Source organism: Streptomyces sp. NPDC046909 (assembly GCF_040644695.1).
GTDB lineage: Bacteria > Actinomycetota > Actinomycetes > Streptomycetales > Streptomycetaceae > Streptomyces.
In genome coordinates, this window is sequence record NZ_JBEYXC010000003.1 from 286,679 (window position 1) to 300,777 (window position 14,099).

Annotated in this window: 10 protein-coding genes; 9 read left to right on the forward strand and 1 reads right to left on the reverse strand. The window is 69.7% G+C overall.

Translation table 11 applies throughout. The features are described from left to right. Nucleotides 1-221 precede the first annotated feature (221 nt). The 4 genes from ABZ928_RS10040 to ABZ928_RS10055 all read left to right on the forward strand — a co-directional run bounded on the left by ABZ928_RS10040 (nucleotide 222) and on the right by ABZ928_RS10055 (nucleotide 4,213). On the forward strand, nucleotides 222-1,766 hold the full coding sequence (locus ABZ928_RS10040; protein WP_361516620.1) for a circularly permuted type 2 ATP-grasp protein: 1,545 nt from the start codon (nucleotides 222-224) through the stop codon (nucleotides 1,764-1,766). Then, complete coding sequence (locus tag ABZ928_RS10045) at nucleotides 1,763-2,695, forward strand: alpha-E domain-containing protein (protein ID WP_361516622.1); 933 nt, start codon at nucleotides 1,763-1,765, stop codon at nucleotides 2,693-2,695. Before ABZ928_RS10040 ends, ABZ928_RS10045 begins: the two co-directional genes overlap by 4 nt. Nucleotides 2,696-2,697: 2 nt before the next feature. Continuing rightward, nucleotides 2,698-3,540: a transglutaminase family protein gene (locus tag ABZ928_RS10050; protein ID WP_361516624.1), complete on the forward strand. Its 843-nt coding sequence runs from the start codon at nucleotides 2,698-2,700 to the stop codon at nucleotides 3,538-3,540. 100 nt (nucleotides 3,541-3,640) lie between these two features. After that, a complete protein-coding gene (locus ABZ928_RS10055; RefSeq protein WP_361516625.1) occupies nucleotides 3,641-4,213 on the forward strand; it encodes a hypothetical protein in 573 nt (190 codons plus the stop codon). A 31-nt stretch (nucleotides 4,214-4,244) separates the two neighbouring features. Here the strand turns inward: ABZ928_RS10055 and ABZ928_RS10060 are convergent, their stop codons facing one another. Next, nucleotides 4,245-5,351 carry a substrate-binding domain-containing protein gene (locus tag ABZ928_RS10060; RefSeq protein WP_361516627.1) on the reverse strand — a complete coding sequence of 369 codons (1,107 nt, stop codon included), beginning with the start codon at nucleotides 5,349-5,351 and terminating at the stop codon, nucleotides 4,245-4,247. Between the two features lie 295 nt (nucleotides 5,352-5,646). On the opposite strand from ABZ928_RS10060, the gene ABZ928_RS10065 reads away from it, so the two are divergent. The 5 genes from ABZ928_RS10065 to ABZ928_RS10085 all read left to right on the forward strand — a co-directional run bounded on the left by ABZ928_RS10065 (nucleotide 5,647) and on the right by ABZ928_RS10085 (nucleotide 14,031). Next, nucleotides 5,647-7,062, forward strand: a complete 1,416-nt coding sequence (locus ABZ928_RS10065) for a PA14 domain-containing protein (protein WP_361516628.1) — start codon at nucleotides 5,647-5,649, stop codon at nucleotides 7,060-7,062. Between the two features lie 103 nt (nucleotides 7,063-7,165). Continuing rightward, nucleotides 7,166-7,681 carry a hypothetical protein gene (locus ABZ928_RS10070; RefSeq protein WP_361516630.1) on the forward strand — a complete coding sequence of 172 codons (516 nt, stop codon included), beginning with the start codon at nucleotides 7,166-7,168 and terminating at the stop codon, nucleotides 7,679-7,681. Between the two features lie 113 nt (nucleotides 7,682-7,794). Then, the gene (locus ABZ928_RS10075; RefSeq protein ID WP_361516632.1) at nucleotides 7,795-10,239 is read left to right on the forward strand and encodes a PA14 domain-containing protein; all 2,445 of its coding nucleotides are present in this window, start codon (nucleotides 7,795-7,797) and stop codon (nucleotides 10,237-10,239) included. Nucleotides 10,240-10,332: 93 nt separating this feature from the next. Then, nucleotides 10,333-12,375 (forward strand): PA14 domain-containing protein, encoded by a 2,043-nt coding sequence (locus ABZ928_RS10080; RefSeq protein WP_361516634.1) that lies wholly within the window; start codon nucleotides 10,333-10,335, stop codon nucleotides 12,373-12,375. Between the two features lie 6 nt (nucleotides 12,376-12,381). Further along, nucleotides 12,382-14,031: a PA14 domain-containing protein gene (locus ABZ928_RS10085; protein ID WP_361516636.1), complete on the forward strand. Its 1,650-nt coding sequence runs from the start codon at nucleotides 12,382-12,384 to the stop codon at nucleotides 14,029-14,031. Nucleotides 14,032-14,099 lie beyond the last annotated feature (68 nt).

Below are 14,099 nucleotides of genomic sequence, written 5' to 3' on the forward strand. Positions count from 1 at the left end.
GCCTCCGGCCGTCGAGTTGCAACAAGCTGATGCCCCTCGGACCGGTTCGCCAAAGCCCCGCCAACGATCAGCAAAGAGCCGGCGAAGACCCCGCGAACAGCCTGCGAAGGGCCCGCGAAGAGCCCACCCCATGTTCCCGCAAAGGGAACTCCGCTCTCCGCGTGCGCTGCCGGAAATCGGCCAGTGATCGGCCCGTTACCTCCCGCATCTAACGTCCCCTCATGGCGGACATATTTGACGCATACGCGTTGGCCGACGCGTGGGACGAGATGTTTGTGCGGCCGGGTGAGGTCAGGACCGCCTATGAGCCGGTGCTGGCGGCACTTCAGCCGATCGAGCCGAGCGAACTGCGGTTCCGGGCCGACCAGATGGCCCGGGCCTTCACCGACCGGGGTGTGACGTACGCCTTCGCGGGCGAGGAGCGGCCGTGGCCGCTCGACCTCGTGCCCCGGATTCTCGACGCGATCGAGTGGGATCTCATACAACGGGGGGTCGCGCAGCGGGTGCGGGCCCTGGAGGCCTATCTCGCCGACGCCTACGGGCACTGCCGGGCCTTCGAGGACGGTGTCGTGCCCTGGCGGCTGCTCCTCAACTCCCCCCACTTCCACCGGGCCGCCCACGGGGTCGAGCCTCCCGGCGGGGTACGGATCCACGTCGCCGGCATCGATCTCGTACGGGACGAACAAGGCGACTTCCGGGTACTGGAAGACAATGTGCGGGTGCCCAGCGGGGTCTCGTACGTCATCGAGAACCGGCGTGCGATGACCCGTATCTTCCCCTCGCTCTTCGCCGAGCAGCATGTGCTCCCCGTTGACGCGTACGGGCAGCGGCTGCTCTCCGCGCTGCGCGCCGCCGCGCCGCAGGGGACGCAGGATCCCCGGGTCGTCGTGCTCACCCCCGGGCCCAGCAACGCCGCCTACTTCGAACACGCGCTGCTGGCCCGGCTGATGGGCGTGCAGCTGGTCGAGGGGCACGACCTGGTGTGCCGCAACAACCGGGTGTGGATGCGGACCACACGCGGCGAGGTGCCCGTCCATGTCGTATACCGGCGGCTCGACGACGACTTCCTCGATCCGCTGCACTTCCGGCCCGACTCGGTGATCGGCTGCCCGGGGATCATGAGCGCCGCGATGACGGGGAACGTCACACTCGCGAACGCCGTCGGCAACGGCATCGCGGACGACAAGCTGCTCTACACCTACGTACCGGATCTCATTCGGTACTACCTCGGGGAAGAACCGATTCTTCCCAACGTCGAGTCCTTCCGGCCCGATGAGCCGGGGCAGTTGGACGCCGTGCTCGACCAGATCGACCAGCTCGTCATCAAGCCCGTCGACGGGGCAGGCGGGCAGGGGATCGTCATCGGGCCCAAGGCCGACAAGGACACCCTCGAACGCACTCGCAAAGCCGTGATCGCCGATCCGCGCGGGTTCATCGCGCAGCGGCCGGTCGCCCTGTCCACCTCCCCCACCCTCGCCGGTGAGCGCATGGCACCCCGCCACATCGACCTCAGACCGTTCGCCGTCAACGACGGCAACGATGTCTGGGTCCTGCCCGGTGGTCTCACCCGGGTCGCCCTCCAGGAGGGCAACCTGATCGTCAACTCCAGCCAGGGCGGCGGCTCCAAGGACACCTGGGTACTGGCCGAGGGGCCGGCGGAACATCTGGAGGAGCAGAGCACCGGCGGACTCCCCGAGGTGGCGCCCCGCCAGCTCGGACCCGACGGCAACCCCACCTTCGTACAGGAAGGGGCACAGCAGCAGTGAGCGATGTGATCCTCTCCCGGATAGCCGAGGCGCTGACCTGGACCGGGCGCTATGTCGAACGGGCCGATGCCACCGGACGCATCCTCGACGCCTACCTCCACCGGATGCTGGAGGACCCGTGGCGTGACGAGGACGCGGCCTGCCGGTCGTTGTACGCGATCCTCGGCGTCGACGCGGGCGACCAGCGCGTCGACATGCAGCAGGTCCTCGACCAGCTCGCCTTCGACGCCCGCTCCACCTGCTCCATCGAGGGCGCGCTGGGCGCGGCCCGGCTCAACGCGCGCAGTGCCCGCGAGGCCGTGTCCTCCGAGATGTGGGAGTGCCTCAACTCCACCTGGCACGCGCTCGCCGACCAGCGGCGCGCGGCCCGGCGGACCGGCCCGTACGCCTATCTGGAGCTGGTACGCGCGCGTGCCGCGCTGTTCTTCGGGCTCGCGGACTCGACCATGAGCCGCGACGACAGCTGGCGGTTCGTGGTGCTGGGGCGGAGCCTTGAGCGGGTGGACATGACCGTACGGCTGCTGTCGGTACGGGTGCTGGACGCCGCGCACGCGCCCGACTGGACGACACTGCTGAGCGCGTCGGGCGCCGATGAGGCGTACGCGCGCGTGCACAGCGGGTTCGGGGACAGTGCGCGGGTCGCCGAATTCCTGCTCCTGGACCGGGACTTCCCGCGCTCGGCGCTGCACGCGCTGACCACGGCGGAGGAGTGCCTCAGCGCGCTCGGCCGGCCCCGCCAGGATCCCGCCCGCCGTCCGATCGGCCGGCTGCGCACCCGTCTCGAATACCTCGACCTCAGCGCCCTCCAGGATCAACTCCCCGCCCTGCTCAGGGACTTGCAGCAGGCCTGCATGACCTCGGCGGAGGCGGTGGCGGAGCGGTTCTTCCCGTACCAGGGGCCCGTCGAGTGGGCCCAGGAAGGAGCGTGAGCATGACCCGCCGCCTCCGTATCAAGCACGTCACCCGCGTCTCGTACGCCCAGGCCGCCGTCTCCTCGCACAACGAGGTCCGGATGACCCCGCTGACCCTGCCCGGCCAGACCACGCTGGACTCCCGGGTCACCGTCACCCCGGCCGCCTCGACCTGGTCGTACTGGGACTACTGGGGCACCCAGGTCACCGGCTTCGACCTGATGGACCCGCACGCGGACCTCACGATCACCGCCTCCAGCCTGGTCGAGACGTCCCCTGCGGACCCGCTGCCGGCCGCCCCCGCGTGGGAGGTGGTGGCCGAACGGACCAGGAACTCCCGCCTGTTGGAGTTCGCGGGCCCCACCGCCCGTACGACGGTCCCCGCGAAGCTGGTGAAGAAGGCGCGGAAGGCCTCGGCCGGGCTCGACCCGCACGAGACCGCCGTCGCCGTGTCCGCGCTGGTCGCCGACCGGGTCACCTACCTGCCCGGCGCCACGAGCGTGAACACCTCCCCCGCCGAGGCCTGGGAGCAGGGCGCGGGCGTCTGCCAGGACATCACCCACCTCACCCTCGGCCTGCTGCGCGGCGTCGGGCTTCCGGCCCGGTACGTCTCCGGCTACCTCCACCCCGAGCGGGACGCCGAACTGCACCGGCCGGTCGCCGGGCAGAGCCACGCCTGGATCGAGTACTGGGCGGGCGACTGGTGCGGCTACGACCCGACGAACCGGACCCGGGCCGACGAGTCGCACGTCGTCGTGGGGCGCGGGCGGGACTACGACGACGTCACCCCGCACAAGGGCATCTATCGGGGGGTGCCGGGCGGGCCGCCGGAGGTGACGGTGGAGTTCACGCGGGTGGCGTGAGGGCGGCGAGCGCGGTGACGGCGGTGACGGCGGTGACGGCGGTGACCGGGGCGCGTCGGCCTTCTCCCTTTTCCGGGGCCGAGGGCGCACAATCGCCGCTATGCCGACAGCGCGCCCGGTTCACCTGGTCCTGACCGCACTGACCGCACTGACCGCATTGGCCTGCGTCGCGGGCTGCGGCGGGGACGGGGACGGGGGCTCCACCGGTTCCCCGTCCTCCGCGTCGCCCTCCCAGGCGCCCTCGCGCCCCCACAAGGACGGGCATCTCACCTTCACCGTCCTGTCCCTGCGCTGCGGGATCACCGGCGTGACGGGCTCGCACGCCGACGCGCCGCCGCAGGGGCAGTTCTGCTCGGTCCGGCTGCGGGTGGAGAACAAGGACCCGAACTACCACGTCTACGAGACGGAACGGCAGCACCTCGCGGGCGTCACCGGGGACCGGGCCCGCCCCGACTCCTTCGCGATGGCGGTGCGCCGCCAGTCGGAGAAGGTGAAGATGGGCGGCCACACCTTGATGGAGGTCGAGCTCTGGTACGACGTCCCCAAAAACGCGGAGATCACCGGTCTGCGCGTCTCCGGGGACAACGACCCGTCCAGCTTCACCAGCACCGTACCGATCGGGCGGGCGCCGAACGGGGTGCTGGTGCCGATGAAGCCGGTGGTGACGAAGTAACCGAAGCAGCCGAAGCGGCTGCCGCTGACGGCTACTTGAGCTTGGCGTCCGCGCAGGCCGTGGCGAACTTGGCCGTGCAGATGTCGGACACCTTGAAGATGCCGTCCGCGACGACCGTGCTCTTGATGTTGCTCTTCGTCAGCGCGGACACGGACACCAGCTGCGCCGGGATGTCCTTGGTCGTCGGGCTGTCGACGCTGTCCTGGGTGAGGGACTCGAACAGGATGTCCTTGCCCTGGACCTTGGCGACGGCCATCTCCGCGGCGGCCTCGGCCTCCAGCGGGTAGGACTTGTACACGCTCATGTACTGGTCGCCGGTGAGGATCCGCTGCACGGCCTCCAGCTCGGCGTCCTGGCCGGTGATCGGCGGGATCTTGGTCATGCCCGCCTCCTCCATCGCCTCGATGGCGGCGGCGGCCATGGCGTCGTTGGCGGAGTAGACGGCGGCGATGTTGCTCGCGCCGATCGACTTGATCGCCTGGGCCATGTCCTTCTTGGCGGTCTGCGGCTTCCAGCCGTCGACGTCGTACGTCTCGGCGAGCGTCACCTTGCCGTTGAGCTCGGAGAGCGCGCCCGCCTTGAACTGGCCGGCGTTCGGGTCGGAGGGCGAGCCGTTGAGCATGACGATCTTGTCGGAGGTGTCGATGTCCGAGCCGAGCGCCTCGACCAGGGTGCGGCCCTGGACCTCGCCGACGAGTTCGTTGTCGAAGGAGACGTACGCGTCGATCGGGCCCTCGGCGAGACGGTCGTAGGCGATGACGGGGATGCCCGCGTCCTTCGCCTTCTTGACGGTGCCCGCGATGGCGTGCGAGTCGACGGCGTCGAGCAGGATCACATCGACCTTGTCGTCGATCATCTTCTGCATCTGGGACGCCTGCTTGGCGGCGTCCGCCTCACCGTTGGCGTAGACCGTCCTGCCCTTCTTCTCGGTGAGCTCGGCGACCTTGGCCTTGATGATCGGGTAGTCGAACTTCTCGTACCGGGTGTTCGTCGTCTCCGGCATCAGCACGCCCACCGTGATGTCGTCGCCCTTGGTCGGGCTCGCGTCGGCACTGCTGCTGGACACCCCGAGCGCCCCGCAGGCGGAGAGCGAGAGGGCCATCGAGGACGCGGCCAGACATATGGCGGTACGACGCATTGGGAAGCTCACTTCTGGTGCCTTTTGGGACGCGGGCGCAATTGCGACCATGGTGTCCGAAAAGCCAACGCGGCCCTCCCCTCCGCCGTCAAGCGGAACCACTTAACGAGTAAGCAACGCCACGCTCCGCATCACATGTGAAGAAGAGACGGAACCACCTTCAAACGCCCTTTACGGACTCTCCATTCAACGGGAGCCCATGGGGAGACCAAGATCCGTACAACCAATGCCAATCCTCGCGAGTCGTGATCACAGCGGCCTCCAGCCGCTGTTCCAGTCCCGATCAGAGGATCGAATGAACCCAGCCAGACGTACGACGGCCCTGGCCTCCACCGCCGTCGTGCTCGCCACCGCGGGCACCCTGCTCACGATGACGCCCGCCTCCGCCGCGACGACCTGCACATCCCCGGTCTTCAAGCGCCAGCTCTTCGCCAACACCACCTTCTCCGGCACCCCGAAGAAGACGGACTGCGACAACGCCGTCGACGAGAACTGGGGCACGGGCGCCCCGGCTTCGGGCCTGCCGTCGAACAACTTCGGCGTGCGGTGGTCGGTGACACGGGACTTCGGCTCGGGAGGCCCCTTCGCCCTCGCGGCCTCCGGGCTCGACGGCATCCGCGTCTACGTCGACGGCGTACGCAAGATCGACCTGTGGAAGAACGTGTCGACGACGGTGAGCAAGACGGTCAATGTCACCGTCCCCTCCGGCAAGCACACCCTCCGCGTCGACTACGCCAACTGGACCGGATCGGCGAAGGTCAAGTTCGGCTACACGCCCCGCACTTCGGCCACCGTGGACCAGGTCAAGCCGCTGACGCCGACGGGCGCCTCGGTGTCGTACGACTCGGCGACCGGCAAGGCGAAGGTCTCCTGGGCGAAGAACAAGGAGATGGACCTCGCCGGGTACAAGCTCTACCGGCGGCTCAAGGGCGCGTCCTTCGGGAGTACGCCGCTCGCGACGACCACCTCGACGTCGTACACGGACGCGACCCTTCCGGTGACCGGTGACGCGTACTACTACGAGGTCCGCGCGTACGACAAGGCGGGCAACACGTCGTCCGGCAGCGCGGATCAGCTGGTCACCACGGTCGACCGCACCGCGCCCGCCGCGCCCACCGGCCTGGAGGTCACGAGCCAGTCCGACGAGCTGGCGCTCGGCTGGAGCGCGGTGCCGGGGGCGGCGTCGTACCGGGTGTACCGGGCGGCGAGTTCGACCGGCACGTACAGCGCCATCGGGAGTACGGCCACGCTCGCCTATCAGGACCTGACCGGTGAAGAGGGGGTCACGTACTACTACCGGGTGGCGGCCGTCGACGCCGCGGGCAATGTGTCCGCGCGGTCCGCCGCGGTCTCCGGCTACCGCCGGGACGACACCCCGCCGTCCGCGGTGACCGGGCTGGTGGCGACGCCGACCGAGTACGGCTTCGCGCTCAGCTGGGACGCGAACCCCACGCCCGATCTGCACCGCTATGTCGTCTACGGCGGTGAGCTCATCGGGGACGAGGAGGAGCAGGTCTGCTACGCGGGCGAGGTGGAGTGGCTGTCCGCCGACACCACGTCGTACGAGTACCAGACCACCCCGGACGGGGAGGAGCGCTGCTTCTGGATCGACGCCGTCGACGACAACTGGAACTCCCACTACGAGTGGACCCGTTCGCCGAACATCGTCGTGGCGACCGAGCTGGATCTGTCCACCGGGACGACCTCCTGACCCCGTCCTGACCCCGTCCGCCACCCCGGAAGGAACCGATCCCCTGCCGACAGGCGACTGGACAGGCAGAGCACCGAACTCCTGACGACCCCACGAGGACGGTATGACCATCACCGAGAGCCCCGTCACGGACGCCCTGTTCGGCCCGCTCACCGTCCGCCTGAACACCTGGCGGGGTGAAGTCGTCGTCGAGGGCGAGGCGATACCGCGGGTCGTGCTGAGCAGGGCGACCGGCACCAAGGCCAACGGGGACATCCCCATCGGCACCCGGAACGCCGGTCTGCTCGTCCTCACCGTGGGAGGGGAGGCGGCGGCCCTGTCCCCCGGCCGGGGGCGGCTGACCCGGAGTTCGTACCGGGTCGACGTCCGGCACGCGGGCCGGCACTGGCGGCTGGTCCCGCACTCCATGCCGGCCAGCCGCCTCCTGCGCGACGGGCGCCGGCTGGGCGACTTCCGCTCGAAGGGCGACGGCGAGGTGAAGCAGGCCGAGTGGCGGTCGGACGCCAAGCCGGACGCCATGGACGCGGCCGTCGGCTACGCGCTGGCCGCCGCGTTCGGCACGGGCGCGGAGTCGCTGTGGTCGGAGGCCGCCGACCTGGTCCTCGACCTGTTTCCCTGAGGCTCAGCCCGTTTCCCGGAGATCCGCTTCCGCCGTACAACCAATCGACGTTCCGGTGGGTCCTGATCATCAACGGCTTTGCCTGCTGTTGACGATCAGGACCGAAGGAACCGATGAACCCAGCCAGACGCACGACGGCCGCGACCTCGGCCGCCGTCGTGCTCGCCACCGCGGGCACACTCCTCGCCATCACGCCCGCGTCCGCCGCGACCACCTGCAACTCTCCGGTGTTCAAGCGGCAGTTCTTCGCGAACACCACCTTCTCCGGCGCCGCGAAGAAGACGGACTGCGACAACGCCATCGACCAAAGCTGGAGCGGCGCCCCCGCCACCGGCCTCCCCTCGAACAACTTCGGCGTGCGGTGGTCGGTGACACGGGACTTCGGCTCCGGCGGACCCTTCTCCCTCGCCGCCTCCGGGCTCGACGGCATTCGCGTGTACGTCGACGGCGTACGCAAGATCAGCCTCTGGAAGAACACCTCGTCGACCGTCTCCAAGACCGTCAACGTCACCATCCCGTCCGGCAAGCACACCCTCCGCGTCGACTACGTCAACTGGACCGGCGCCGCCAAGGTCAAGTTCACGTACACCCCGCGCACGTCGGCGTCCGTCGACAAGGTCAAGCCCCTCACCCCGGCCGGGGTCTCCGTCTCGTACGACAAGAGCGGCAACAAGGCCAAGGTCGGCTGGGCGAAGAACAAGGAGATGGACCTCGCCGGGTACAAGCTCTACCGGCGCCTCAAGGGCACCTCGTTCGGCAGCAAGGCGCTCGCGACGACCACCTCCACGTCGTACACCGACAGCCCGCCGCCCACCGGCGCGACGTACTACTACGAGGTCCGCGCCTACGACAAGGCGGGCAATGTCTCGGCCGGCACCGCCGACCAGGCGGTGACGAGCGTGGACACCACCCCGCCCGCCGCGCCGTTCGTCGAGATGGACGCGTGCCCGGTGGACCAGCCCTACGCGGCCCCGGAGTTGATCACGACCGCCGAGAACAAGGCCGACATCGCGCTGTACGAGATGCAGCGGCTGAACACCTCCACCAACACCTGGACCACCGTCTACACCGGCACCAAGGGCGCGATCTGCGACACCGGTTACGCCGCCGACGGCAGCAAGGTGACGTACCGGGGCCGGGCGCGGGACGCGGTCGGGAACTGGTCCGCGTACTCGCCCGCCGCCACCTTCACCACCTCGGACCTGACGCCGCCGGCGACCGCGGCCGACGCGCACGTCGAGTACACGGCGGGCGTTCCGCACGTGGTGTGGTCGGCGGTCGACGGGGCGGCCTCGTACCAGGTCCTCCAGTACGACGCGGTGACCGGCGGCTGGCTGGACGCGCTGCCCGGCGCCACGGACGACTCCTCGGCCACCACCCCGACCACCACCACGGGCACCGACGCCGTGCCGCAGCAGCGGGTCGCGGTCGCCGACAGCTACCGGTACGCGGTGCGTTCGGTGGACGCGAAGGGCAACGCGGCCGCGCCCGTGGAGGTCACGCTGACGATGGCGGACCGGCCGGAGGCGATCGCGCCGTTCCGCACCACCGCGAGCCGGTTCGACGAGGGGGTGATGATCGAGTGGAGCAGCGCCGACCCGTGGACGTTCGGCGACGGCGACCCGCTCCTCACCTACCGGATCACCCGCACCGACAAGGCGACCGGCGAGAGCAGCACGGTCACCGCCTGCAAGCCCAACAGCTCGCAGGACCTGCCGCTGACCGACCCCGAGACGTACTGGACCTGGAACACCGGCGACGCCCCCGACTACGCCGGCGCCCGGCAGATCAACGGCGTCTGCTGGGACGTCTCCGGCGCCTCCGAGACGACGTACGACTACACGGTCGTCACGATCGACCCGTACGGCCATGAGTCGGGGCCCGGTCCCGCCGCCACCGCGACCACGCCGGACACCGTGCGCCCGGCCCCGGTGGAGAACCTGGCCGCCGAGCAGATCCCGCTCGGGGTGCGCCTGACCTGGACGCCGCCGGCCGACGACGACGTCACGGGCTACAAGGTGTGGCAGGGCGTGACGGACCCGGAGACCGGTGAGACGGAGTGGAAGGAGAACTGCTGGACCGGCAGTTCCCTGGCCGCGACCGAGATCCTCTGCCCGACCGTCCCCGACGGCGCCGCGCACACATACAAGGTGGCCGCGACCGACGGCTCCCCTCTGATCCCCTGGTACGCGGGCCCGGAGGCCTACCACCCCGCCGAGCTGTCCGTCACCCTGCCCGACACCCGCCCGCCGGGCTGGACGGGGACCGACATCAACGAGGACCAGTACCCGGAGCTCTACGTCGGCTGCTCCGAGAGCTCCGGCCTCGGCGACTGCTCCCGCTTCGCGACCTACCGCGTGGAGCGCTGGGACCCGACGTCGACCTCCTACGTCACCCTCACCGAGGGCACGATGTACGACGCCGTGTTCTACATGGACAAGACGGTCCACGAGGACACGCTCGGCCTGTACTACTACCGCGTGGTCCGCCTGGACGCGACCGGCGCGGAGGCCGCGACCACGCCGACGGCGTACGGCATCTGGGACTCCTGGCTCTGAGCCCGCACGCACAAAGAGAAGGGGGCCCGGAGAGAGATCTCCGGGCCCTCGCCCTCCGTTGACCACTCGTAACCACCTGGACCGAAAGAACCGATGAACCCAGCCAGACGCACGACCGCGGCCACCGCGACCGCCGTCGTCCTCACCACCGCGGGCACACTCCTCGCCATCACGCCCGCCTCCGCCGCGACCACCTGCACCTCCCCGGTCTTCAAACGGCAGTTCTTCGCGAACACCACCTTCTCCGGCACCCCGAAGAAGACGGACTGCGACAACGCCATCGACCAGACCTGGAGCGGCGCCCCCGCCTCCGGTCTGCCGTCGAACAACTTCGGCGTCCGCTGGTCGGTGACACGGGACTTCGGCTCCGGCGGACCTTTCACCCTCGCCGCCTCCGGCCTGGACGGCATCCGCGTCTACGTCGACGGCGTCCGCAAGATCGACCTGTGGAAGAACGTGACGAAGACGGTGAGCAAGACCGTCAACGTCACCATCCCCAAGGGCAAACACACCCTCCGCGTCGACTACGTCAACTGGACCGGCGCCGCCAAGGTCAAGTTCACGTACACCCCGAGGACGTCGGCGTCCGTCGACAAGGTCAAGCCGCTCGCGCCGGCGAACCCCACCGCCGACTGGTGGGACGAGGAGTACTCCTCCAGCGCCATCCTCGGCTGGGCGAAGAACAAGGAGATGGACCTCGCCGGGTACCGCGTCTACCGGCGGGTGCAGGGCACCAGCGCCTGGACGAAGGTCGCCACCACGACCGGTACCACGTACACGGACGTACCGCCGCAGACCGGCCAGTACTACATGTACGAGATCCGCGCCTACGACAAGGCGGGCAACGAGTCCTCCGGCAGCACCGACGTGGGGCCGATCAGCACCTGGGACACGACCGCGCCCGCCGCTCCCGTCGTCACCGCCGAGGGCGTGGAGGCATCCAACAACCTCACCTGGACGGCCTCCACGGACGCGGTCACGTACCTGGTCCTCCGCAAGAAGGCCACCGCGACCTCGTACACGCAGCTCGCCGAGACCACCTCGACCGCCTACGCCGACACCACCGCGAGCTACGGCACCGCCTACAACTACAAGGTCACCGCGGCCGACAAGGCCGGTAACCAGGCCACCTCCGCCGTGGTCAGCAGCACCCGTACCATCCTCCCGCCGCAGAACGTGACGGCGACCGTGCCGAGTTACGGCGCGGTGTTCACCTGGACCGAGGCGGCCGGGGGCGACACCGCCGACTACGAGGTCTACCGGTCGACGACCTCCCCGGTGGAGATCAGTTCGGAGAACCTCACCGCCTGCCGCAGCCGCAAGACGAGCACGGACGCGGCCGGCAACACGGTCCGCTCCTGCGTCGACTACGACGGCGACCAGGGTGCCACGTACCACTACGTCATGATCCGGAAGAACACCGCGGGCCGCTGGTCCACGGGCTCGGCGGACCTGACCGTCACCCGCCCCGGCGACGAGATCCCGCCGCCGAACGTGACCGGCCTGACCGCGGAGCCACTGGCGTACGGCGTCAGGCTGGACTGGGACGACAGCACGGCCACGGACCTCGCGAAGTACTGGATCTACGAGCAGCCGAATTCGTGGCAGGACCCGGAGTACATCGGCAGCGCACCGGCAGGCACCTCCGAGTTCGTCGTGGGCCCCGAGCGGGCGGACGGCGAGTCCACGACCTACGTCGTGGTCGCAGTCGACATCTACGGCAACTCCCGTACCTACGAGGACTCGAACGATCCCGACGTCACCGCGTGGAGCCAGCCCGTATCCAAGGTCGCCGTCACCGAACTCGACCTCACCCCGACGGTGATCCCCGAGGACACCGCGCCCTGCACCCTGACCGCATGGACGGTCCTCGGCAGCGAGGGCGGCATGTACATCGACTGCGCCGACTCGGTGGCCACCGAGGCCACCGGCATCAACGTGTACCGCTGGGACCCCGCGACGAGCACCTACGTCCGCGTGACGGACACCCCACTGGCGCCCACGGTCACCCGTTACGTCGATTCCACCGTGCCCCGCGGCACGACCGTCTACTACGTGCTCTCGGTCGTCGCCGCGGACGGCTCGGAGACCTTCAGCAACGTGGACTCCAGCGTGTCCCTGCCGAGCGGAGCCTGACCCCAGATGAGACCCACCCTCCCCGCAGCCGCAGCCGTGGTGCTCGCCACCACGGGCGGCCTGCTCACCCTGGTCGCCGCGCCCGCGTCCGCCGCGACGACCTGCAACTCCCCGCTCTTCAAGCGGCAGTTCTTCGCGAACACCACCTTCTCCGGCACCCCGAAGAAGACCGACTGCGACAACGCCATCGACCAGAGCTGGAACGGGGCACCCGCCTCCGGCCTGCCGTCGAACAACTTCGGCGTCCGCTGGTCGGTGACACGGGACTTCGGCTCCGGCGGACCTTTCACCCTCGCCGCCTCCGGCCTGGACGGCATCCGCGTCTACGTCGACGGCGTCCGCAAGATCGACCTGTGGAAGAACGTGACGAAGACGGTGAGCAAGACCGTCAACGTCACCATCCCCAAGGGCAAACACACCCTCCGCGTCGACTACGTCAACTGGACCGGCGCCGCCAAGGTCAAGTTCGCGTACACACCCCGGACGTCGGCGACCGTGGACAAGACCAAGCCCCTTTCCCCGACCGGGACTTCGGTCTCGTACGACTCCGCCACCGGCAAGGCGAAGGTCTCCTGGGCCAAGAACAAGGAGATGGACCTCGCGGGCTACCGCGTCTACCGCCGCCTCAAGGGCAGTTCCGCCTGGACGAAGGTCGCCACCACGACGTCCGTCTCCGCCACCGACGCCACCCTCCCGGTGACCGGCGCGGCGTACTACTACGAGGTCCGCGCCTACGACAAGGCCGGCAACGAGTCCGCGGGGACGGCGGACCAGCTGGTCACTACCGCCGACCGCACCGCGCCCGCCGCCGCGACCGCAGTGGCGGCCACGGGGACGACCGCGGGCAACGCCCTGACGTGGCAGGCGTCTTCGTCGACGGACGTGGACCACTACCTGGTGTGGGCCGCGCCGGTGGGGCAGAGCGACCCGGACGGGCCGCAGCCCGTGTTCGGGACGTCGTACACGGATGTCATCGCGGACGCCGGTACGGCGTACTCGTACACCGTGCAGGCCGTCGACGCCGCCCAGAACCTCTCTCCGGTCTCCGAGGCCGTGACGGTCACGCGCCCCGTCGCGTCCACGACGCCCGCCCCGACCGCCCTGGAGGGCGAGCCCGGCGACGCGTCCACCCATCTCACGTGGACGCCGTCGGAGGACGGCACGGTCACCGGGTTCCACATCTACCGCCGCACCTCCGCGAACGGCGCCTGGGCGCTCCTGGGCAGCACCGGGGCGTCGGCCTGGTCGTACGAGGACACCTCGGCGCCGAAGGGGGCCGCGTACTACTACGTCGCCGCCGTCGACGCCTCGGGAGTCGAGTCGGTACCCGGCGCCCAGCTCACCGTCGACCGCCTCACCCCCGCCACCCCGACCGGCCCCACAGCCCCGCAGCTGACCGTGGTCTCCGAGGGCGGCACCCGGGTCCCCATCCAGGTCGGCATCAAGCCCGGCGCCGGTGACGAGGGACGCGTGCTCCAGGGGTACTCCTGGGAGATCAGCGGCGCCTGCGGCTCCAGCGGCACGCGGACCACGACGTCGGACTCCCTCTCCTGGACCCCGCAGTACACCGGCCCGTGCACGGTGACCGTGTCCGCTGTGGACGCGTACGGCCGTACGGGCGAGTCGGGTTCCGTGGAGGTCATGGTCTACCGGTGAGTCACCGGCTCCGGTAATTCACAGGAGATCGATTACAACCAACTCCCGTCCCCACAGGTCGTGTCCGT